Origin of the sequence: Acinetobacter seifertii (genome assembly GCF_016064815.1) — a bacterium.
GTDB classification, from domain to species: domain Bacteria; phylum Pseudomonadota; class Gammaproteobacteria; order Pseudomonadales; family Moraxellaceae; genus Acinetobacter; species Acinetobacter seifertii.
Genome location: NZ_CP065820.1, coordinates 3,089,070 through 3,109,870 on the forward strand (window position 1 = coordinate 3,089,070; position 20,801 = coordinate 3,109,870).

Annotated in this window: 23 protein-coding genes; 3 read left to right on the forward strand and 20 right to left on the reverse strand. The window is 40.7% G+C overall.

Annotation, left to right across the window (positions count from 1 at the left end; translation table 11 throughout):
• The 14 genes from I8T81_RS14205 to I8T81_RS14270 form a co-directional block, all read right to left on the reverse strand.
• Positions 1-1,197: a hypothetical protein gene (locus I8T81_RS14205; protein WP_198071504.1), complete on the reverse strand. Its 1,197-nt coding sequence runs from the start codon at positions 1,195-1,197 to the stop codon at positions 1-3.
• 155 nt (positions 1,198-1,352) lie between these two features.
• The gene (locus tag I8T81_RS14210; RefSeq protein ID WP_198071505.1) at positions 1,353-2,993 is read right to left on the reverse strand and encodes a thiamine pyrophosphate-binding protein; all 1,641 of its coding nucleotides are present in this window, start codon (positions 2,991-2,993) and stop codon (positions 1,353-1,355) included.
• A 38-nt stretch (positions 2,994-3,031) separates the two neighbouring features.
• Positions 3,032-4,498 (reverse strand): aldehyde dehydrogenase, encoded by a 1,467-nt coding sequence (locus I8T81_RS14215; protein WP_198071506.1) that lies wholly within the window; start codon positions 4,496-4,498, stop codon positions 3,032-3,034.
• Between the two features lie 13 nt (positions 4,499-4,511).
• Complete coding sequence (locus I8T81_RS14220; protein WP_077170094.1) at positions 4,512-5,303, reverse strand: aspartate dehydrogenase; 792 nt, start codon at positions 5,301-5,303, stop codon at positions 4,512-4,514.
• A 15-nt stretch (positions 5,304-5,318) separates the two neighbouring features.
• A complete protein-coding gene (locus tag I8T81_RS14225; RefSeq protein ID WP_005803011.1) occupies positions 5,319-6,113 on the reverse strand; it encodes an SDR family oxidoreductase in 795 nt (264 codons plus the stop codon).
• 15 nt (positions 6,114-6,128) lie between these two features.
• Positions 6,129-6,953 (reverse strand): alpha/beta fold hydrolase, encoded by an 825-nt coding sequence (locus I8T81_RS14230; RefSeq protein ID WP_198071507.1) that lies wholly within the window; start codon positions 6,951-6,953, stop codon positions 6,129-6,131.
• Between the two features lie 36 nt (positions 6,954-6,989).
• Positions 6,990-7,511, reverse strand: a complete 522-nt coding sequence (locus tag I8T81_RS14235; protein ID WP_019456955.1) for a cupin domain-containing protein — start codon at positions 7,509-7,511, stop codon at positions 6,990-6,992.
• 23 nt (positions 7,512-7,534) lie between these two features.
• A complete protein-coding gene (locus tag I8T81_RS14240) occupies positions 7,535-8,758 on the reverse strand; it encodes an MFS transporter (protein ID WP_198071508.1) in 1,224 nt (407 codons plus the stop codon).
• Positions 8,759-8,800: 42 nt separating this feature from the next.
• Positions 8,801-10,012: an NAD(P)/FAD-dependent oxidoreductase gene (locus tag I8T81_RS14245; protein ID WP_198071509.1), complete on the reverse strand. Its 1,212-nt coding sequence runs from the start codon at positions 10,010-10,012 to the stop codon at positions 8,801-8,803.
• Positions 10,013-10,040: 28 nt separating this feature from the next.
• Positions 10,041-10,970, reverse strand: coding sequence for a VOC family protein (locus tag I8T81_RS14250; protein ID WP_198071510.1), 930 nt, complete (start codon positions 10,968-10,970; stop codon positions 10,041-10,043).
• An 11-nt stretch (positions 10,971-10,981) separates the two neighbouring features.
• Entirely contained in the window at positions 10,982-11,746 is a 765-nt protein-coding gene (locus I8T81_RS14255) for an SDR family oxidoreductase (protein WP_049065225.1), read from the reverse strand.
• Positions 11,739-12,806 (reverse strand): aromatic ring-hydroxylating oxygenase subunit alpha, encoded by a 1,068-nt coding sequence (locus I8T81_RS14260; RefSeq protein ID WP_004703167.1) that lies wholly within the window; start codon positions 12,804-12,806, stop codon positions 11,739-11,741. Before I8T81_RS14260 ends, I8T81_RS14255 begins: the two co-directional genes overlap by 8 nt.
• A gap of 16 nt (positions 12,807-12,822) precedes the next feature.
• Positions 12,823-13,122 (reverse strand): recombinase-like helix-turn-helix domain-containing protein, encoded by a 300-nt coding sequence (locus I8T81_RS14265; protein WP_019456951.1) that lies wholly within the window; start codon positions 13,120-13,122, stop codon positions 12,823-12,825.
• A gap of 27 nt (positions 13,123-13,149) precedes the next feature.
• Entirely contained in the window at positions 13,150-13,455 is a 306-nt protein-coding gene (locus I8T81_RS14270) for a non-heme iron oxygenase ferredoxin subunit (protein WP_000118513.1), read from the reverse strand.
• Positions 13,456-13,728: 273 nt separating this feature from the next.
• On the opposite strand from I8T81_RS14270, the gene I8T81_RS14275 reads away from it, so the two are divergent.
• Positions 13,729-14,541 carry an IclR family transcriptional regulator gene (locus I8T81_RS14275; RefSeq protein WP_198071511.1) on the forward strand — a complete coding sequence of 271 codons (813 nt, stop codon included), beginning with the start codon at positions 13,729-13,731 and terminating at the stop codon, positions 14,539-14,541.
• A gap of 42 nt (positions 14,542-14,583) precedes the next feature.
• Here I8T81_RS14275 and I8T81_RS14280 read toward each other — a convergent pair whose 3' ends face one another.
• From I8T81_RS14280 to pnuC, 4 genes are read right to left on the reverse strand one after another with little or no spacing between them, the layout of a single operon-like run.
• Positions 14,584-14,883, reverse strand: coding sequence for a hypothetical protein (locus I8T81_RS14280; RefSeq protein ID WP_198071512.1), 300 nt, complete (start codon positions 14,881-14,883; stop codon positions 14,584-14,586).
• A 22-nt stretch (positions 14,884-14,905) separates the two neighbouring features.
• Positions 14,906-15,373, reverse strand: a complete 468-nt coding sequence (locus I8T81_RS14285) for a hypothetical protein (protein ID WP_151740870.1) — start codon at positions 15,371-15,373, stop codon at positions 14,906-14,908.
• Positions 15,374-15,394: 21 nt separating this feature from the next.
• Entirely contained in the window at positions 15,395-15,994 is a 600-nt protein-coding gene (locus I8T81_RS14290; protein ID WP_198071513.1) for a hypothetical protein, read from the reverse strand.
• Between the two features lie 46 nt (positions 15,995-16,040).
• Complete coding sequence (gene pnuC, locus I8T81_RS14295; RefSeq protein WP_077163511.1) at positions 16,041-16,631, reverse strand: nicotinamide riboside transporter PnuC; 591 nt, start codon at positions 16,629-16,631, stop codon at positions 16,041-16,043.
• 407 nt (positions 16,632-17,038) lie between these two features.
• On the opposite strand from pnuC, the gene I8T81_RS14300 reads away from it, so the two are divergent.
• Together I8T81_RS14300 and I8T81_RS14305 are read left to right on the forward strand one after the other, a co-directional pair.
• The gene (locus tag I8T81_RS14300; RefSeq protein ID WP_198071514.1) at positions 17,039-17,983 is read left to right on the forward strand and encodes a DMT family transporter; all 945 of its coding nucleotides are present in this window, start codon (positions 17,039-17,041) and stop codon (positions 17,981-17,983) included.
• 158 nt (positions 17,984-18,141) lie between these two features.
• Entirely contained in the window at positions 18,142-18,930 is a 789-nt protein-coding gene (locus tag I8T81_RS14305; RefSeq protein ID WP_198071515.1) for a crotonase/enoyl-CoA hydratase family protein, read from the forward strand.
• A gap of 105 nt (positions 18,931-19,035) precedes the next feature.
• On the opposite strand, the gene pgaD is transcribed toward I8T81_RS14305, so the two are convergent.
• Positions 19,036-19,455, reverse strand: coding sequence for a poly-beta-1,6-N-acetyl-D-glucosamine biosynthesis protein PgaD (gene pgaD, locus I8T81_RS14310; protein ID WP_004703183.1), 420 nt, complete (start codon positions 19,453-19,455; stop codon positions 19,036-19,038).
• Between the two features lie 86 nt (positions 19,456-19,541).
• On the reverse strand, positions 19,542-20,798 hold the full coding sequence (gene pgaC, locus I8T81_RS14315; protein ID WP_004703185.1) for a poly-beta-1,6-N-acetyl-D-glucosamine synthase: 1,257 nt from the start codon (positions 20,796-20,798) through the stop codon (positions 19,542-19,544).
• Positions 20,799-20,801 lie beyond the last annotated feature (3 nt).

Genomic DNA, 20,801 nt, shown 5'->3' on the forward strand with positions numbered 1-20,801 from the left:
TTAGAAAGTAAAGCCGATATTAAAGTTAATACGGTATAGCCATTTATCGCTATTTGGCGAGGTTGCAGAGGTATAACCTGTTGAGTTAGTCGAACCACCAATAATATTGGAGTTTTTACCCCACGTATAATCTGCCCAAACCATAAAGGGTGAAGCAATAAACATCATACCTGTGGTATTCATTTGCGAATCTGACCAATCATCACGTTTTTTATCAAGGTAACTATAGTCATTATAAAACTTGATGGCTTTTAGCTTGCCCATATTGGTCACAGGCAAGGTATAGGCAAGGTTTAAACTGGCAATCGTCCCTTCCGAAGCAATGAAATAAGCAGGTGTAAAGCCATTATTGCCCATTAAGGTCATGTCACTATTTACACCATCCGGATTTTTCGCATCGTATTGATAGTGAATAACCGAACTTTGTAAATTAAAGCGATTGTAATTATTTTCAGTATGCAAACCGACTGCATAATATTTGCCGTCTTTATCAGTCACTTTGTTATGTAGTTGTGCAATTGCACCAGAAACACCAAACTCTTGCTTACCAAAATCGGTCTCTAACTTACGTACAATACGGGTATTCACCTGATTGCGTTTTTCATTTTGATAGGCTTTTTGAGATGGAAATGCATTTCCTGCCAAGTCATCATAAGTTGCACTATCAGGTGAATAACGTAAGTTGGTCTCTAACATTTGTGGGTAATAACCGAGTTTTACATCCCAGTCTTTGTCGTGATAATTCCAGTTAAGTCCTGGTGCAATATTATTGCCATAACCTAAAAAGAATGGAATATGGTAAGTCCAACCATTTTGCGGATAGGGATAAATCGTGAAAGGTTTATAAACCAAACCTGCTTCAATGCTGTTATTGGCATTTAAGTTATAACCCACATAGGCTTTTTCAATGGCAGTTTTCTGTTGATCTTGAAACAGATAGCTGGCATTGATGTAAGCATCATCAAACTTACCTTTCAGATCAACCCTGAACACGTCGAAATAGAGCTTACCAAAACCACGGTTTGGTCCTTCCCAATCTTCATAACGTTGATTTAACCGAACCACCCCACCCAACTTTAATGACTCAGTTCCATCATCACTTTTCCACTCAAGTAATGAATCTTTTGCAAAAGCATTGACGCTTACCCCCAGCGTAACCGGTGCAATGAATGCCATGATCAATGAAGTCTTTTTCATCTCTACATCCTTTATTGAGTTCCAGCGTCCTGCTGGAACTTTATTTGTTTTACCTGTAAAACTTAGTTTTTATTGTTTTTTAGACAAAAAAATTTATCTAAAAAAAGGATGGCTTAGCAGCTCCCATCGCATATGTACTAAACCATCCAAACTGGTTAATACAGTTTCTTTTGCGGTGGACCCGCGAAGTTTAATGGTCCAATCGAGTTCATATCAAGCTCAATCACGGTTGGCCCTTCAAAAGCGACAGCCTCTTGAATAACCGTTTTAAACTCATCTGCACTACCTACTTTCCAGCTTTTCACACCCATTGATTCGCCAAGAAGTTTGTAGTCAGGCGTATGCAGTTCATTGAAATACTGGCGACCACCGAAGTAATTATTTTGAATGCCACGCATTACGCCATAACCACCATCATTCATAATCATTAGGACCATATTGGTGTTTTCTTGCACCATGGTTGCAATCTCACCAATACCAAGCATTAAGCCGCCATCGCCGACTAAACCAATCACTTTTTTGTCAGGGTTAGCAATTGAAGCGCCGATTGCTGTTGCAAGGCCTAACCCAATTGCACCCGCAAGTGAGTGGATGTTTTGGTTTGGTGCTTGTACAGGGAATAAACGACTACCCCATGTACTACCCGACATGGTGATGTCACGTACAAAAATACCGTCTTGAGGTAAAGCTGCACGTAAGTGATCACAAATTAAAGCGTACTGATCGATTTGCTTACGCAGTGCATCAATTGCAGCTTGTTTAGCAGCTACTACAGCAGCATCGTAGTCAGCATCAACTTTTGAAATGCCTTGAAGCTGTTCTAACACACGTGTTAAGACATCTTTGGCATCGCCACAAATGAAGTTGCGAATTTTGTAATTACGTTGCTGAGCCACTGGGTTGGCATCTACCTGAATAATATTTTCAGGGAATTCAACCGAATAGGTTTTAGTTTCATTACTACGTAAACGAGAACCTACGACTACCATTAAGTCAGCATCTTTTAATAACTGCTCAACACCTGCCGAGTTATGGAAAGCACCTAAGCTACGTGGATGATCATCTGCCAACACCCCACGAGCATGAGTCGATGAAACAACCGGAATACCTAAATCTGCAATTGCTTTCACTTCTGCAATGCTATTTAAAGTTCCACCGCCAATCCAGAAAATTGGACGTTTTGCTTTTTTGATTTCACTGACAAGAAGATCAATTTCTGCTTGCTCTGCCTGTGGTAACTCAAGTGCTTTGACTGGCCCTAAGTTAAGTGGTAAATCAATTTCTGCTGCCTGCACATCAATCGGCAGCTCAACACTTACCGGTCCCATTGGAACTGTGGTCGCTACACGGATGGCTTCGCGAATCACGCCAACTGCATTGTCTGGACTGGTAATACGGAAAGCTGCTTTGCTTGATGCACGCAAGAATGTAAGTTGGTCTTTGGTTTCATGAATGAAACTTGCATCACGGTCGAGATATTCACGCTCAACTTGACCTGTTAAATGCAATACAGGGCTACCTGCATTCATTGCTTCAATCAGTGAACCTACCGCATTACCTGCACCAGCACCCGTACTGGTTAACGCTACACCTAGGCCTTTAAAGCGTGAGTGTGCATCTGCCATGGTGACCGCACCCGCTTCGCCACGGGCTGCGACAAAGCGCATTTTTTCACGGCGCCCTACTGCATCTGCAATAGGTAAATTGTGGATGGAAATAACACCATAAATACTATCAACTTGGTGCGCTTCTAAAACTCTTGCGATTGCTTCGCCTACATTTACACGTTCAGTCATGTCTGTTCCTCAAAATTTGTTTTCAGTCCTTGAATTTATTAATCGCACCAAGGATTAGGCTGTTCATTCAGTCCTATATAAATACTCTTTTGTTGCATGTACGATAAAATACCCAAACGGCCTTTTTCGCGCCCGATTCCACTATCTTTAAAGCCACCAAACGGCGCACTAATCGAGAACTTTTTGTAGGTATTAATCCATACCGTTCCCACTTCTAATGCACGTGCAATCCGCCAAGCTTTGCGATAGCTTTCAGTCCAGATGCCTGCGGCAAGGCCAAAACAACTGTCATTTGCTTGAGCAATTAAATCTTGCTCGTTGTCATATTTCATAACCACTAAAACAGGGCCAAAAATTTCTTCCTGACAGGTTTGAGCACTGTTATTTAAGCCCGTGATAATGGTAGGTAAGTAATAGCTTCCTTTGGCATAGTCACCAGTTGTAAGTGCTTCACCACCAATCAGAACTTGACCACCTTCGCTTTTAGCAAGTTGCACATAGCGATCAACTGACTGCAAATGTTTGTCATTCACTAGTGGCCCTAAATGTACACCAGCTTGTTCCGGATGACCCACACGTAAGCCTTTGGTAATTTCAACCAACCGCGTTAAAAACTGATCGTAAAGACTGCTATGAATAAACAAGCGAGAACCTGCGATACACGCTTGGCCTGCCGAGCTAAAAATACCGTACGCAACACCTTTAGCAGCCAATTCAACGTCTGCATCCGGCAAAACGATGGTTGGTGACTTACCACCTAACTCAAGCGAAGTAGTAATCAGTTTATCTGCGGCAATATGTGCCAAATGACGACCCGTGGTTGTTCCACCCGTAAAAGAAATTTTACGAACCAACGGATGCTGAGCAATCGCATCACCAATGATAGAACCACGACCAACTAGCACACTAAGTAAGCCTTTTGGTAAACCTGCTTCTTCAAAAATTTTGGCAAGCTCTAAAGCAATGAGTGAAGTTGCTTCTGCTGGTTTTAACACCACGGCATTTCCTGCTGCCAAAGCTGGAGCAAGCTTTTGAACTTCACTCGCAATTGGAGAGTTCCAAGGGGTAATAGCTGCCACAACGCCCACAGGTTCATGCACGCTCATGGTCATAAAGTCTGGAGCACGTTGAGTGGTGAGCTCATCGTTCAGCGTTTCACAAGCCGCCGCAACATAGCGTGCAGTCGCCGCAGCGCTCATCACCAAACCACGAGTTTCGGTTAAAGGTTTACCATTATCGCGTGTTTGTAATTTTGCTAACTCATCTACACGTGCCTCAATAATGTCTGCAACTTTATAGAGAATACGTGCGCGCTCATGCGGCAAACTGTTTCTCCAGCTCGGTTCACGCCACGCCTGATCTGCTTTTTCAATTGCTTCATTTACATCTTCAAGCGTTGCTGTTGAAAGCTCAGCGTTAACCGACTGATCTGCCGGAAACAGGCTCTGAATGACTGCACCACGGCCTAATCGCCATTCACCTGCAATATAAATTTCCTTTGCCATGATCAAATCCTTCTTAAATCTGTATTGCTTCTACACTATTGCGACAAGCACGAATCACGCTAAGCGCAGCCAACGTTGATGTTTTCGGGTTACTTGGTAACGGCACGCCCACCAGTTCAATGGTCATTTGCCCAAAGCCACCTTCTGCCACAATGGTGTGTTTGTTTTTGTTGATGGTTGGATCAACAGTTAACTCAACCATGGTTTCATCCATACCAAGTCCTGCAAGTGCAATGGTTGCTGCAACGTTGGCATTAGCTGGAAATTTCATGGCAGCTTCACGCGCAGTTCCTGTGAAGAAGACCGTAGGTTCAGCAACATGGTCTAAATCGACCAATTGCTCTGCATAACTGCCCTTCCAGCTTTTTGGACTTTTACAGCCTTTGTAAGTGACCTTTTGCAAACCACCTTCTTTGGCCGCAGAAATACCGTCAATACCTGCGATAGCCCCTGCCAGTAAATGCAGATGGGCATCATTTTTTTCAGCAGTTTGTTTAAGCTGAATTAGAAATTCGCTATCAGCTAAAGTACCCACCGAAATCAGGCCAATGGTCCAGCCTTTCGCTAAAACTTTTTGAGCATGCTCTTTCACTGCTGCTTGACCTGCCACCTCAATGACATAGTCAGGCTCACCATCACATTGCTCAATATCGGAAATCACCTGAATCTCGGAAGAGACTTGTGACTGCACTTTTTCAATACTGCGAGATGGCACGACAATCCATTTGAGTTGCAGATCTTGAGGCAAATGGGCATAGACTTCTGCTGCCATTGCGCCAAAACCAATCATCATCAACTTTTTCATGACAGCACCTGATATTTATAAATGTTTGTTAAAACCACCTGAGACATCTATTGCTGAACCTGTAGTGTAAGATGCCAATGGTGATGCCAAGAAAACTAAAGCACGTGCAGGCTCTTCTGGACGGCCTAAGCGCTGCATAGGAATGCCACGATTTTTTGCGATATTGCCAGTCCACTCTTCCCATGACAGATTTAAATCTGAACGGGTTTCATAACGGCGTTTCCACTGCGCAGATTCGACCATTCCAAGTAAAATCGAGTTCACACGAACGCCATATTGAGTAAACTCATGCGCTAATGAATGGGTTAAATTCAACAGCGCAGCGCGTGCAGATGAAGTCGCAATCATGTGCGGTTCCGGTTGCAATGCCAGTAACGAGTTCACATTGGTAATTGAGGCATTTGCCGACTGTTTTAAGTCGTCGAGAAAAGCCCGTACCGGATGTAAAACACTGAAATATTTCAGCTCAATTTCTTTCATCCAGTCTTCATCTTGCGTATTTTCAAAATTTGAAACACGGCCTTGTCCAGCATTGTTAATGAGCATGTCTACATTGCCCAAATTGAGTTTGACGTCTTTAGCAAATTGCTGAACTTCTTCTTTTTTCAACACATTACATGCTTTGGTAAAAATATTGGCATGCGGATATTTTTCTAGAATATAGTGCTTAGAAGCATTTAAACGCTCTTCATCGCGACCACACCAAGCAACTTTTGCACCCTCTGCAACCAGTATTTCAACAGCAGCCAACCCAATCCCAGATGAGCCACCGGTAACAACTGCAACTTTTCCTTCAACTTGGAAGCTCATAATCCTTAATCTCTCTTACGATTGTTCCTGAATCGTCAACATAATTTGGTTAAATGCTTGCGGTTGGTCGACATAACTTAAATGTCCTGCATCTTCTATGACGAAGCGCTGTTCCAACTGCAATTCCTGAGCAAGCTCTTGTATACCTAACGCAGGAGTGATTTGATCTTGCTGCCCTGCAATGACTGTGCATGGGACTTTTAAATCGGTTAGGTAATTACGTATTTCGTCATATGCCAGTAAATACGATGCATGTGTGAAACCTTGTAGGGTCAATTGCTGCATCACCTCTGAAACTAAAGCTAAGGCTTGTGGCTCTTGTTTATAAATCAAATGAGGTCCACGGTTTTCGGCCATTCCTTTAGCGCCTAGTTCTTTCAACATTTTTGGTCTTTTTTCAAAAACCTGAATTTGTGTTTGTTCATCGTGACGTTGGTAGCCTTGAGCTAAGTTAGCAACAACTAAGTGTTCCACTCGCTCTGGGTAAAGTGCAGCAAATGCACTCGCCTGTAAGGCGCCTAATGAGTGTCCGACCACAATCGCTTTTTCAATTTTTAAAACATCGAATAACGCTGCCAAACGCTTTGCGTAGTCGGTTGCATTGGGTTGATCAGTTAAAAGTTCATCTGATTTGCCATAGCCCGGTGCATCCCAGGCAATGACATGAAAATGATGAGACAACATTTCAAGTTGGTTTACCCATGAAGCAGAACCTGAACTAATGCCATGCAACAGCACAAGGTACTCACCTTGACCGGCTTCCCGATAGGCTTGCTGCTGGCCTTGAACAGCAACGGTTTTCACCGGAAATTCTGCTAACTTTTCAATGAGTGTCATCATTTTTAACTCTTTCCTTTCATTCACTTCATCAAACAATTAACGTTTGATTTGAGACAATGGATGCTCTGGTGGATAGTTCGGAATGGTTGGTTTACCTGTTCCTAACATCACACACATCAAGGCATCTTCTTGTCCTGGGTTAAACAAACCACGGTAAATACCCGGTGGAATTGAAATCAGGTCACGCTCTTTTAAACGGGTCTCAAATTTTTCGCCGTTGTGCTCAATGAACAAATCAATTTCGCCGCGAAGCATAAAGAACACTTCTTCAACATCGTGGTGAATGTGCAAAGGACCTTCACACTGTGCAGGCAAAACCATGGTTGAAAATGTGAAGTTTTCTGCTGGAACAGTGTTACCGTCATTTGCAACACCTGTTGCACCCGTACCCATGTAACGCATTTGTGCACGGCGATACTTCGGGTCGTAATCTGCTTGGAACTTCAAAGCATCAAAGTCGTATTTACGTGTCTCAAAGCGAGCAATACGTGTGTTTAACCAATCTTCTAAAGAAGCACCCTCTGGTTGTGCCCACGATTCGAATTGTTGTGTAGTCATTTTTTAAACTCCTATACAGTGAATTAATAACGTTTTAAAAGAGGAACCAAGAACAACGACCCAATGACAGCAACAGCAGCCAAGAAGCTAATTCCTAAATTAAAACTATGTGTTTGCATCACGATGTAACCGATAAGAACAGGCGCAATTGCACTTGCAAAATTACCTAAACCGTTAAATATTCCACCCGCAGTCGCCCCTACATTTGAGGTGGTTACTCGGGCAAGCAAAGCAAATACAGCTGCTACTCCAAAACCCCACGCCATCGCACTTAAAGACATGGCAGCAATAATCAATAATGGTTGAGTCATAATGACCATCACATACATGAAGATGCCCGCGAGTAATAAACCGCTAAAGACTTGAATTGCTCGGCGGCCTAACTTGTCAGATAAAAACGCACCGATGATTTCGCCAATTAACATGGCAATAAATGGAAAGCTTGAATACATCCCAAACTCTTTGAGATTGAATCCTTTGTCTTGCATAAGATAAGAAGGAACCCAGCTGTTTAAGCCCCACAAATAAGTCATTAATGCAATGTTAAAAAGGCAAACCAGCCAGAACGCGCTGTTGCTGAGCAGCAATTTAGTATTGGCAATGTGGCCTTTGAAATTGGTACGTTTACTCTCGCCCTCAATTTCGACAGTTTTCTTGAGATGTAAGTTACGCAAACCAAAAACAATACTGAAAATGGCAATTAGGGTTAGCGCAGCCATCACAAAAAAAGTGGTGTGCCAGTCGTGGTGAGCTAAAACATTTGCCGTGATTGGGAATCCAAGGAATGCACCTATCGGGGTTCCAAGCAAAAACATAGTAGAAGCACGTGCCTGCTGACGGTCTGTATAAGTCTGCTTAACAATGGTGTATGCCAAAGCAAACAGTGGTCCTTCTGCCAAACCAAGTAGTACACGTAAAATCAACATGCCTGAATAACTGGTGGTGAAGCCCATACAGAACATGAGTAAACCCCATGATGTTACGCTCCAGAACAGCATTTTCTTTGGGTTAAAAATGTCACCCAAGAAGCTTAGAAAAACCGATGAAAAGCCATAAGCAAGCAAGAAACTTGTCATGAGCCATCCAAGCTTGGCCTTATCTTCAGCAATTCCCATTGCAGTTTGAAAATGAGGATCTGAAAATAAAACCGCAATACTAATCTTGTCGAAAAATGCCAGTACCACACACACCATAAGGACAAAAGCAGGCACCCAATGCTTCAATCCACTTTTTTCTTCATTACTCATGCGTCATTCCTTCGATTTGGTAATGAGAACCAGATTTAATGCTTACGGTTTTAACTTCATGACATTAAATTCGGCATCTGCTAATAATTTTGGATCTAAAACGGTGTTGGCTTGCATCCAACGTTTTGCCAGTTTGATCAGCTTTGAATCATTAATGGCAATCATATTCAGCAAACGATTTTCATGGTCGAGATATAAATAACTCACCTGATCCTCACCACCTTGGCGAATCACTACTTCTTTGGTTCTATCTGGTTGATACGTACCTAAAATCTGAATATTGAAGTGGTACTGATCAGACCAGAGCCATGGAATATCTGTATATTCAGTATCAATTCCGAGCATTGATTTTGCTGCTGCAATCGCCTGATTTTGTGCATTTGCCCAAGACTGAATGCAATATCCCAAGCTCGGATGAATTGCGACATCACCTGCGGCATAAATGTTTTGATCTGAGGTTTGCCCAAAACAATTCACCACAATGCCATCTTTCACATCGAGACCAGCGTGCACACCTAACTCTTTGGCAATTTCAGCACCAGCACCTACCACAACACAGTCAAATAACTGGCTATGTTGAGGATGATTTACCACTTCAACTTTCTGATTCGGTGCTTCAACCAAATGAAGGCTTTTGCTGTCTAAATGAATTTTTGTGCCTTGTGTTTCATGCATATTTTTTAAAAATGCAGAAACTTCCGGACTCACACTTCTTGCACATAAACGGTCGCCATATTCAAAAACATGTACCTCTTTACCTTGCTTACGTGCAGTTGCAGCAATTTCTAAACCAATCCAGCCGCCGCCAATCACAGCGACATTTTTTGCGTTCTTTAAAATTTCAGCCAAACGTTCACAGTCATGCACATTACGTAGGGTCACAACATTTGGAATAAACTGCCATGTATTGACGGGTACACGTGCACGGCTTCCAGTTGCAATCAGCAATTTGTCATACGGTAAAACTTGGCCACTTTCTAAATGAACCTGTTTTTGCTCACGATCGACTTTTGTCGCAATTTCTGGTTTATGCCATTGAACGTTGAACTCTTGAACCTGTTCAGGTGAGAACAGATTCAAACTTTCATAAGTAGCTTCTTTTGAAAGTACTTGCTTAGACAGTGGTGGACGCTCGTAAAACACTTGGTCTTCATTTGAAACCACGTGAATTTCGCCCACATAACCATTTTGGCGTAAGGTACTTACTGCCCAACCCGCTGCCTGTCCGGCACCTACAATTACGATCTTTTCCATAGCCATCTTCCTTGTTCAGCCATACCTGTTAAACAGGCTTCACCTGACGGCGGGTTGTGTCATCAAGACCACCTTCAATCGCCCATTCGGTGAAAAGCTCTAGACGATGCTCTTCTACACGTGGCTGCCATTCTTCTGTCAAATAATCATCGTTGGTGTAATATTCAAATGCACCACCCAATGGTGAGTTGACGTACCAGAAATAAGCAGAAGAAATTGGGTGACGTCCCGGTCCAATAAAGGTTGACCACTCTGAACGATTCATATTTAAACCGCCCCCAATCACCTCATGGATATCACGTACTACAAACGCAACATGATTTAAGCCAGCAGGTTTATTTGGAACACTCAGCAAGAATAAATCATGGTGATAACCTTCACCGCGGCAACGTAAGAATGCACCGCGATTTTTATAGGCATCCGATAAATGAAAGCCTACTTTTTCAATATAGAAATTTTCGGTTGTTGCCAAATCTGGTGTAAAGAACACCACGTGTCCAATCGCAACAGGCTGACCTTTTTCATAGACAGGACTTGCTGCATTAACACGTTGAATGTTGCCGTATTGGTTAATACCTTCCGTTTTGAGTTCAGAGACATCTTTAACAAAACTTTGTTCAAAACGAATCGTCATGCCATTTGGGTCAAGACACTGAACTGTATGTTCAGAACGTTTAAAACCTTCTACATCAGCCAAACGAGCTGCCAAGTCTTCAAGGTCTTGAGAATTATCAACACCCCAAGTGACTTCACGTAAAGTTGAGCCTTGTTCAATCGCAGGTGGCAAACGATCATCATCACAATTAAATAGATAAATCTTGCTGCCATTTTGAGTTTGGTATAAATCTGTACCTTCAATATCCGAAGTACTTTGGCTTAAACCAAAATCTGCTAGAAACTTGTTTGAAGCGGCTCTATCCTCAACTCCAAACTTTAAAATCTCGATCCCTGTAATCATTTGACTACTCCTTAGTTAAAGACAAAACCGCCATTGACCGGAATATTTTGACCTGTCACAAAAGAGGACAAATCCGACAGTAGATACAATGCTGTTCCATTTAAATCTTGTGGAAGTTGCTGACGTTGAATCGCTCTTCCATTGACATATAAATCGTGACGTTCTTGAGGCACATACTCGGTTGCTTCAACCAGAGTAAGTCCCGGTGACAATGTGTTGACACAGATATTAGATTGTCCCAACTCTCTTGCCATTGAACGCGTCATGGCAACAATTGCACCTTTACTCGCAACATAAGCCATTAGGTTCGGTGCGCCCCAAAGTGCTGTATCAGAAGCAACATTAATGATCTTGCCTGCAGCCGATTGCTTTAAATGGGGAACACATGCCTTACTAATGAGCCATGTGCCTTTCACATTAATATTCATGACCCGATCCCAAAGTTCAGGATCGTAATCAATCATATTTTTTCCACCAACATTGGTTGCCAGTGCCGCGCAGTTCACAAGGCCATCTAGTCCTTGGAGTACGTCAACACTTTTTGCAACCGCATTTTCAATAGAGTCTGCATTGGCAAGGTCAACGGTAACAGCATGAACATTCAGTCCTTGTTTTTGCAAAGCTTGTGCTTCTTGTTGCACCAAGTCAGATAAAATATCTGCCATTACAACCTCAGCACCAGCCTCGGCAATAGCTTGAGCAAAATCTCGGCCTAAACCACGTGCAGCACCAGTCACTAAAACTTTTTTGCCTTGCAACAACGCTACATTAGCCATGAGCTTCTTCCTGCATCTCAATACGGTTTGATGCATTTAGCGCAGCAATTTTCTTTAATTGCTTTTCAGCTTCTTTTTTCATTAAACGACGTAAACGAGCAAGGCCAACATCGTGTTGATAGAGGAATTCTTGTTCACGTGCATTTGGCGCAAGATTTTCTAAAATAATTCGGTCTTGTTCCAATACATCCCAATGCAACTGCTCTAAATGATTGCGATACAAGAAGCGCCATACATTACGTTGCCAGCCACTCACCTTACGACAGCGCCAGAAAAATACGCGGGTATTGTTAGCATCAATTGGCGTTGCATAGCCCACGATCCAGAACTCACCACCTGGGCCAAATTGTTTGCGGTATGGAATTGACAGACGTAACCAGCTCGCACCTGTTGAACCATATTCAACCCAATCGAAGTTCACACCTAATTGACCTTCTTTTTCAAAAATAAAACCATTATCGGTCGTGCGATGTTTCATCTCTGCGGTACGATCACCATCTGCCATCGAGTGCGATGTCGCATGTAAATAACTACCATGCATTGGGTCCATCACGTTATCAATCGCGTATTGATGGTTTACTTTCCAGTCTGCTTGGCAAAGGAAGGCACTCCACTCTTCACTTGCAAGTTGCTCTGGGAACTCAAGCGGTGCTGGTTGTTCATTTGCATCAATACCAAACCAGATGAAGATTGCACCATGCTGCTCAATTACTGGATAGTTCTTTAAGCATTTAGTTCCAGTCATTGGACATTCATGAACTGCTGGCACATCGGCAACCACACCATCAGCACGAACTTCAACACCGTGATACCAACAAGCAACTCGGTCACCCAAGTTCCAACCGAGGGAAAGACGAGCGCCGCGATGTGGACAGCGATCTTCAAGTGCATGAACCTGCCCTTCAGCATCACGCCAAACCACAATGTTTTCGCCTAAACGGGTAATTCCGACCGGATTAGCAGCGACTTCCCAACTTGCCAAAACCGGATGCCATTGGTCACGTAAACCAAGTTCTAAATATTCTTCAGCACTTTGTGAAGTTGATACGATTGCGTTCATTTTATTCTTCCCTGAATCAATAACCTAAACGTTGCATTTCTTCTGTAAAGCTTGCAGAAGTCCATTCATCACCAGATTCACAGCGGAAACCCTGTTGATTAAGTGCAGAAACAACATCATCTAGCGCTGTTGCACCCGCAGAGAATGCTTGAATCAAGTTCTTTACAAAATCTTGCTCGTAGAGAGTCGGTTCTTTATAACGTGTCTGCCAAACCAACAATTCAGATTGACCAGGAATTTGAATATTGTTGATACCTGCTTCGGTTGCTGGCGTTGCATGAATCCAGCTTGCTAACTTTTCATTAAATGTCTTCATTGTTCTGCTTCCTTGTACATGTGAGGACTAGAGTTGAATTTGAATATCCTGTCCTTCAACACGAACTGGGTACGTACATAGGTTTCTACACCCGGGCCCACTTTTTAGCTCACCTGTCTGAATGTCAAAAATTGCTTCGTGCAATGGACATTCAACAGTTTGATCTTCGATAAATCCTTCGGTTAATAAGGCATACGCATGAGGGCAAACATTTTCGATAGCGAAGTAATTTTCATCGACAAAAAATACGCCAATTTTTTTTCCTTCAACTTCGATAGCCTTCGGCTCATCTTCGCTAACGTCACCCTGCTGACAAACTGAGATCCAACTCATACTTTGCGTCCTCATTTTGTTTTATATACAAAACTTAATTTCATTTTCAAAACACAAGCAAAGAATAATACTCTTGGTTAATTTTTGTCAAAGTAAAAATAATTATAAAAATCATTGTATTAATTTATTTTAAATAATTTGTTACGTTTCAAAAAGAAAACTTTGTTTTAAATATAAAAAATGTTTTATGCGATCTTTATAATTACAATAGTTCTAAAATAAAGCATAATGCCCCAATTCGAACCCTTTTTTATTTATAGGAAAACAACACAAATGAGCCTAGAGATTGAAGAAGATTTGCAAGAATCAGAAACGACAAAAAATGATGATCGATATTTAGTACCAGGGCTTGTGCGTGGTTTAGCCATCTTGCAAGCATTTAATCAACAAGCACAAGAAATGACGATTACAGAAATTGCCGAAATTTTGGAAGTGAACCGTTCTAGTGCATTTCGTCTTATTTATACACTCGAAGCTTGTGGCTATTTAAGGAAAGCATCCCAAAAAACTTATGCGCTTGACTCAAAAGTTATGGAGCTTGGTTTTAACAGTTTATCGAAGCTTTCATTACTCGATTTATCCACTCCTTTAATGAAAGAACTACGTGATCAGACCAAACTGGCAGTACATCTGACTGTTTTGGAAGGTACACATATTGTTTTTGTAAATAATGTTCAATCAATGGGTACTTTTACCAGCAATATTAGTTTGGGTACTCGCTGGCCGGCCCATGCTACCGTTATTGGTCAAATGTTATTGTCGGATTTACCAGAGGCAGAAGTACGACAACGCTATCGTAACTTCAATGAGTGGGATAGTTTCTCAGAACTTACCCCAACTAACTTGAAAGCACTCTTACAAAAACTAAATTATGTAAAAACCCAAAAATCGATGGTGAGCTGGGGTCATTACAATCATGATATGGCTGCTTGTGGTGCTCCTATTTTCAAACAATCTAATGGAAAAATGGTGGCTGTCCTTTCGGTGAGCTGTCCAATTACCACTTATGATGAAAAAACCTTTAAAGAAGATATCGCAAGCTTAGTCATCGCAACGGCAGATAAAATTTCAAAATTTATTTATTAAAAAAAGCGACGTTAAGTCGCTTTTTTACTCTTATTTCTTCAATTAAAAATTACGCTTAAAAATCTCACCATTCATATCCTGAAAACACAGTGTTGAATGATTTTCTTTAATATCAAATTTTAAATACTGCTGTTTAAACTGTACTACTGCATAAAACTCTTGGGCTCCATCATCTAAACCTGTCGCAGAGACCTGAGTGCCTTGTGGAAAATCTTTGAGCCATGCAGCCTTATAGAAATCTGACACTGAATTAAAATCTATATATTTTGCAGGCTCAGCCATAATTTTTTGGGTCACTGCATCAAACTGTTGCTGCTTATATATGACTAAATTCAGGATCATGGTTATTCTTAAAAGTTAATTATTAGCAGTCATCAATAGAGTGCGTATAGTAGTGCAATTTTCCATTACGGAAGTGAAAGTCTAGACTATCATTACTACCTTCCCAAGGTTGTAAAGAATAAACATGTTTTTTAGTCATATAGATCTGTTCACCAAAAAATTTTTTGAACTCATTCTCGGTAGTTAAATGATTAAATAATCGAGAACCATACTTTAGACCGTTCTGCTGACTTACATATACCTTATCTAAAGAACCCGTAGAGAGTACCACTCCATCTTCATATACCCATTGATCTGGGAAATAACCACCATTGCATTCATCAGCTCCACCTTTAATAACTTGCTTTGGCTTTTTCAGGTTATTTAATGGAATATTAAAACTGTTTAATACTTTACCATGCCATAAAGGTTTAATATTTACTTGTGCATAAGAGGTCGTTGCTACTAAAAAGCCAATACAAAATAAAAATATATGAGTTAAATTTTTCATAAAAGTCCAGAAATTAATGATTTAAAAGTTTTGTGCCTTAGTCTTATTAATAATCAAACCTTTTTGTTTGTCTTTCATAATGATTAAGGGAGATCCAACTTTTGCAGTTTTGGTATTATTCAAATATTTTTTCTTCTGTAAATAAATCTGTCTGTCTTTAATAAAGCTATCTATGGAAGTTTCATCATCCATATAATAAGAAATATCTTGTGTATAAATATTTGACCAATCCGCTACCCAAAAAATAATGAAATTTCCGCCACGCTCTTGATAGTTGTCTATTGCAAAGGTTTCAGAATCAATTTTATGTATGTTCTGACCAGCTATTGAGGATATATCCTGAGTTTGCGATTTAAAATAATAGGTTTTATTTTTATCTAAATGAATAGCAAATACATTATAGCCTAGCGCATCAGCTATATCAGGGTTAAAGCAAGAATAGCTTTGTATTTTTATCTGTGCCGTCTGTATAGCTAATTTATTATTTTCAGTAGCTTCATCTTTCTGACATGAATCCGGTAATTTACTAAGCTGCTTTAAAGGAACAGCGTTAATCTGAGCATTTGCATAACCAGAACAAAGAAATAAACAAAATAAAAGTTTTTTTAAAGTATGAGTCATCAAATAGTTTCCAAACAGGATTATTGTTTTAATATTTTCTCATAGATTAAATAGTTTTTTTAAGATCTATATGATCAACCTGCTTTCTTTTAACCTTTTCCCATTGATACCAACCATAAGCTGCCATTAATACAAAAGCCGCATATAAGGCTGAAGTTAAAAATAGATCTTTATAAATAAACATACCCACATAAATAATGTCGACAAATACCCAAAGTATCCAAGTCGCAATATGTTTTCGACTCGTCCAATAAGTTGCAAGCAAACTAAATGCGGCAAGCTGCGAGTCGAGCATAGGCACTGCTGCATCAGTAAAGTTTTTAAGTATCAAACCAAACAGTAAGCCGCCTATCGCAGCAATGATCATTTGGATAATCGCGGTTTGAACTGCGATAGGTTCAATTCGAATGTCGTGATCTTGCTGCTTTCCTTTGAGCCAATAGTAAAAACCATAAAAATTTACAGCCATAAAAAAGAACTGCAAAATCGTTTCACCATAAAGCTTAAATTCATAAAACAAATAGGCGTATAGAACAAAGGCAAAGAAATTAAACAGCCAGCACCACATATTGCGAATTACAGTTAATCCGACTCCAATGAGACTAATGAAGACCGCAAAGATTTCTAAAGGTGACATAAGAACAACTACTTATTGAGATCAATTTGACGAGGTATTATGAGAAAAATATGGGCCTAAGCAAACAACTAATTTAACGTATTCAACAAAATCTATATTCCACGCTTGAATCTCATTTGTACTTTTCTATTTATATGTTATAAAAATATCATCTATATTTTTAATATATTTATCATGTTTTTATCTAAAGCCCATTATTGTCTAGCGCGTCAATTCCACGACCCAGAGATTAAGTTCTGTGTGGTCATTTGGCGACGTCCTTGTTTAGGACAATTTGGCGCTTTGAATAAAAAAATCAAGAAGTTACTTACATAATATTTTCTCTGATTTTTCTTAAAAAGCCGCCATAAAAAGCGGCTTTTTTTATGTCCGTTCATCCTACAAAACATCAATTTATGGAGCTTTATATGAAGCCTTTATTTGAACAACAGAGTACGTCCAGCCCGCAGATTCAGCCGGCTGTAGCATTACCTTCATCTCCGACTCGACTCGCTACAGCCGGCCAATTTATTGCGGTCATTGTTATTTGGTCGCTTACACCACTCGCCGCCGTCTGGACAGTACAAGAACTTCACTGGGCATGGGGATTATTCCTTCGCTTTAGTATCGCTATTCCAATTGCTTTACTGTGTCTAAAATTTTTCCGTTTAAAACTGATCTTTAGTAAAAAAGCAATTTTAAGCTACTGTGCAGGAGCCATTGGTTTATTTGGTTCCATGGCTTTTTGCTATATGGGTGCAGATAAAGTTCCTTCGGCCATTATTTCAATTATTTACGGCGCCTCTCCTTTAGTATCTGGGCTCATTAGCTCCTTTGTATTGGGGCACGAGCGTTTTTCATCATGGCAGTGGCTTGGTCTCGGTATTGCGCTTGTCGGGATGAGTTTTACATTAGGACTATCTTCATCAGGTTTTCAGCTCAACAGTATTGGTATTATGCTAGAGCTAATCGCTATGCTGTTTTATGTATTGTCGACTTTTGCCGTAAAATCTGTCGGAGCGCATATTCATCCCATTATACAAATGACGGGTTCTAGCCTTGTCTCGTGGGTGGGTTATGTATGCTTATTGCCTTTCTTTTGGTCACATCTTCCAACTGAACTTCCAAGTCTGAAAATTTCACTCGCGGTCTTCTATAGTGCTGTCTTTTCTTCTGTACTTGCCATGATTTTTTATTATCAACTCATTAAGGTACTCCAACCGACGACGGTACTACTTATTACAATTATCACCCCTGTTTTAGCCACCTTTTGGGGAACATGGTTCAACCATGAACAACTTAGCTCACATCTTGTTTTAGGTTTAACCCTGTTATGTCTAGGGCTATTAATGTATTCACGGCGCTCTGCATAAACTTGCCCAACCTGATACATCTATGCGTCAGGTTGACTTTTGACGAGTATTGACAGCATGCTTTTGTTTTCACTTACCAAGTCATCAACAAATTGTATTTGATCGTTTTTAAATGATTGTTTAAAAGATAATGAAACACAAATAAAGAGCGCGACAATATGTCAAATCAAGAAGGAAAAGTCAGCCGTGAAACTCGAGGACATATTTTTTTAATTGGTTTAGATCGGGCAGCAAAACGCAATGCCTTTGATAGCCACCTCATTAAAGATTTATCTCTAGCGCTTACAGAATATGAAAATAATGATGCTCTGCGCTGTGCGATTATTTTTGCTCATGGTGACCATTTTACGGCGGGTTTAGATTTGGTTGAGTTACAACCTAAGCTTGCTACAGGCGTGTTCGATTTTAATGATGAAGAAATTAACCCATGGGGTACAGTTGGCCGAAAACTGAGTAAACCATTAATTGTAGCTGTACAGGGCTACTGTTATACCGCGGGTATCGAACTATTTCTTAATGCAGATCTTACAATTGCAAGTGAAAATACTCAATTTGCGCAAATGGAAGTCCAACGTGGCATCTTACCTTTTGGCGGCGCGACTGCTCGCTTTACTCAAGCTGCTGGCTGGGCCAAAGCGATGCGCTATTTGCTTACAGGTGACCCTTTTGATGCAAAAGCAGCATTTGATATGAATCTGATTACAGAAATATGCCATGAAGGGACGGAGCTTAATCGTGCTATAGAACTTGCGGAACATATTTCCCAAGCTGCGCCACTTGCTGTAAAAGCCACTCTTGCCTCTGCACGCGAAGCTATTAATGAAGGCTATGAGGTTGCTTTTGATCAATTGCAAACTCATTTACAGCCTTTGCTGACCACAGAAGATGTTCAAGAAGGTGTTTTTGCCATGTTACAAAAGCGTCCACCTGTTTTCAAAGGTAAATAAAGACTACTCAGACACACCCTTCAAGATTTAAAACTTATTACTCTCTAAAAACATATATGTAAAAAGAAAGCCCACATGATGTGGGCTTTCTTGAATTAATTTGGCTTATTCAACTCTAACAATTTTACCAAATTCATCGTGGTGAACTATCGTAATTTTTTGGCTACGTCCCTGCTCAATTTCTTGCTCAGGTAAATCAAAGTAGCGTGCATAATCATCTGTCTGCTTCATGTCAAGTTCATCACCACCCACACGGCGTTCAGGCAAAATATGACTCCATAGCAACAAACCAATTGCACAAGCAATGAGTGCTGTAAAGCCATGCTCAATTCCCACACCAAAGGCACTAAATAAACGGTGTACCAAATGTGTTTTTTGTAGTTCAACCAATAGCCATACAAACACGAACGGACGCCACAACAACAACCAACCGCCCCACATCATGGCTGTGCTTGTTGTAGAAACATAGCGCTTGTGCCACGGTAATTGACGACGTAAATCAATAATCAACGAATTTGTCTTCATTTCTCTTTTACCTAACGAAGTGCTGCGGTTTTCCCCAGACATCAATACAGCACGATCTTTAAAATCTCATGACTCTTGCATTTCATCTAACGAATGCCCCGATCCGGGCTCACCCAACGTGCTCGTTTCTCATCTCCACGTCGTAAGACTTTTGGAAATGCCACAATGGTTGCCGAAATGGTGATTAGCCAAAAGACCAATGGATACCAAATCATCCAGAAATAGTTTTTTCCTAGATTCGGTTCATAACGACTATCCATCCATTTGCTTAAAGCAAACTGAATTAGACAGGTTGCCCCCAATAAAATACCTGTACCATACGGTAAAAATGGGGAACTCACAACGGCTAATGCAGGGACTGGGAAAATAAAATGTACCAACCACAATAAAGCCATTGCCAGCATTAAATATGACCAGACTAAAGTTAAGCAAAGCTCAAACATTAAAGGCCATAAAAAATTCAATTTTGGTTTGGTGAACACATCAATATTTTTAATTAATACCTGTGCCCCACCCATTGCCCAACGTAAACGCTGTTTCCACAATCCGTTTAATGTTTCAGGCATTAAAATCCAGACCAAGGCATTCGGTTCAAAACGAATGTCCCAGCCTGCACGTTGCAATTTCCAAGTAATATCGATGTCTTCGGTCAACATATTTGGTGACCAATAATCGACTTGGTGAACAGCACTTTTACGGAAAGCCGTAATTACACCAGACACCGTGAACAAACGACCAAATGTACGCTGCGCACGTTTAATCATTCCCACAATCGAAGAAAACTCACCGACTTGAATACGTCCTAACAAAGTTGAACGCGTACGAATACGTGGGTTACCAGTTACGGCTGCAACTGTTGGATTCTGAAGAAAATGACGAATCATCCATTTTGCTGCATGCGGATCAAGCAAAGCATCCCCATCGATACCAATTAAAAACTCGGCATCGGTCATGAGGCTACCAGCCTGTAGGCCCATTGCTTTACCTTGGTTTTGTGCAAGGTGAACAACACGAAGTTTTTCGTATTGTTCAGCTAAACGATCTAGGACTTCACCCGTATTATCCGAACTACCATCGTTAATCGCAATGACTTCAAAATTAGGGTAATCCAATTTTAAAGCGTGACTAATGGTTTCCTCTGCATTATCGCCTTCGTTAAAGCAAGGAATAAGTACAGCAACTTTCGGATAGCTTTCTAATGGAGCCGGTTGATCGTAAGGTGGAGCCTTACGTTCTTTCCAATAGAAAATGATCGCACCAATCATCCATAGATATGACATAAACAATGGATAATAAAAAACGAACTTTAGAGCCTGCGACCATATTGCAGCAAAGATTGTCATGTT

Bases quoted from the DNA above. Each gene is read 5' to 3' on its own strand.
- I8T81_RS14205 (WP_198071504.1), bottom strand. From the start codon at position 1,197: ATGAAAAAGACTTCATTGATCATGGCATTCATTGCACCGGTTACGCTG.
- I8T81_RS14210 (WP_198071505.1), bottom strand. From the start codon at position 2,993: ATGACTGAACGTGTAAATGTAGGCGAAGCAATCGCAAGAGTTTTAGAA.
- I8T81_RS14215 (WP_198071506.1), bottom strand. From the start codon at position 4,498: ATGGCAAAGGAAATTTATATTGCAGGTGAATGGCGATTAGGCCGTGGT.
- I8T81_RS14220 (WP_077170094.1), bottom strand. From the start codon at position 5,303: ATGAAAAAGTTGATGATGATTGGTTTTGGCGCAATGGCAGCAGAAGTC.
- I8T81_RS14225 (WP_005803011.1), bottom strand. From the start codon at position 6,113: ATGAGCTTCCAAGTTGAAGGAAAAGTTGCAGTTGTTACCGGTGGCTCA.
- I8T81_RS14230 (WP_198071507.1), bottom strand. From the start codon at position 6,953: ATGATGACACTCATTGAAAAGTTAGCAGAATTTCCGGTGAAAACCGTT.
- I8T81_RS14235 (WP_019456955.1), bottom strand. From the start codon at position 7,511: ATGACTACACAACAATTCGAATCGTGGGCACAACCAGAGGGTGCTTCT.
- I8T81_RS14240 (WP_198071508.1), bottom strand. From the start codon at position 8,758: ATGAGTAATGAAGAAAAAAGTGGATTGAAGCATTGGGTGCCTGCTTTT.
- I8T81_RS14245 (WP_198071509.1), bottom strand. From the start codon at position 10,012: ATGGAAAAGATCGTAATTGTAGGTGCCGGACAGGCAGCGGGTTGGGCA.
- I8T81_RS14250 (WP_198071510.1), bottom strand. From the start codon at position 10,970: ATGATTACAGGGATCGAGATTTTAAAGTTTGGAGTTGAGGATAGAGCC.
- I8T81_RS14255 (WP_049065225.1), bottom strand. From the start codon at position 11,746: ATGGCTAATGTAGCGTTGTTGCAAGGCAAAAAAGTTTTAGTGACTGGT.
- I8T81_RS14260 (WP_004703167.1), bottom strand. From the start codon at position 12,806: ATGAACGCAATCGTATCAACTTCACAAAGTGCTGAAGAATATTTAGAA.
- I8T81_RS14265 (WP_019456951.1), bottom strand. From the start codon at position 13,122: ATGAAGACATTTAATGAAAAGTTAGCAAGCTGGATTCATGCAACGCCA.
- I8T81_RS14270 (WP_000118513.1), bottom strand. From the start codon at position 13,455: ATGAGTTGGATCTCAGTTTGTCAGCAGGGTGACGTTAGCGAAGATGAG.
- I8T81_RS14275 (WP_198071511.1), top strand. From the start codon at position 13,729: ATGAGCCTAGAGATTGAAGAAGATTTGCAAGAATCAGAAACGACAAAA.
- I8T81_RS14280 (WP_198071512.1), bottom strand. From the start codon at position 14,883: ATGATCCTGAATTTAGTCATATATAAGCAGCAACAGTTTGATGCAGTG.
- I8T81_RS14285 (WP_151740870.1), bottom strand. From the start codon at position 15,373: ATGAAAAATTTAACTCATATATTTTTATTTTGTATTGGCTTTTTAGTA.
- I8T81_RS14290 (WP_198071513.1), bottom strand. From the start codon at position 15,994: ATGACTCATACTTTAAAAAAACTTTTATTTTGTTTATTTCTTTGTTCT.
- pnuC (WP_077163511.1), bottom strand. From the start codon at position 16,631: ATGTCACCTTTAGAAATCTTTGCGGTCTTCATTAGTCTCATTGGAGTC.
- I8T81_RS14300 (WP_198071514.1), top strand. From the start codon at position 17,039: ATGAAGCCTTTATTTGAACAACAGAGTACGTCCAGCCCGCAGATTCAG.
- I8T81_RS14305 (WP_198071515.1), top strand. From the start codon at position 18,142: ATGTCAAATCAAGAAGGAAAAGTCAGCCGTGAAACTCGAGGACATATT.
- pgaD (WP_004703183.1), bottom strand. From the start codon at position 19,455: ATGAAGACAAATTCGTTGATTATTGATTTACGTCGTCAATTACCGTGG.
- pgaC (WP_004703185.1), bottom strand. From the start codon at position 20,798: ATGACAATCTTTGCTGCAATATGGTCGCAGGCTCTAAAGTTCGTTTTT.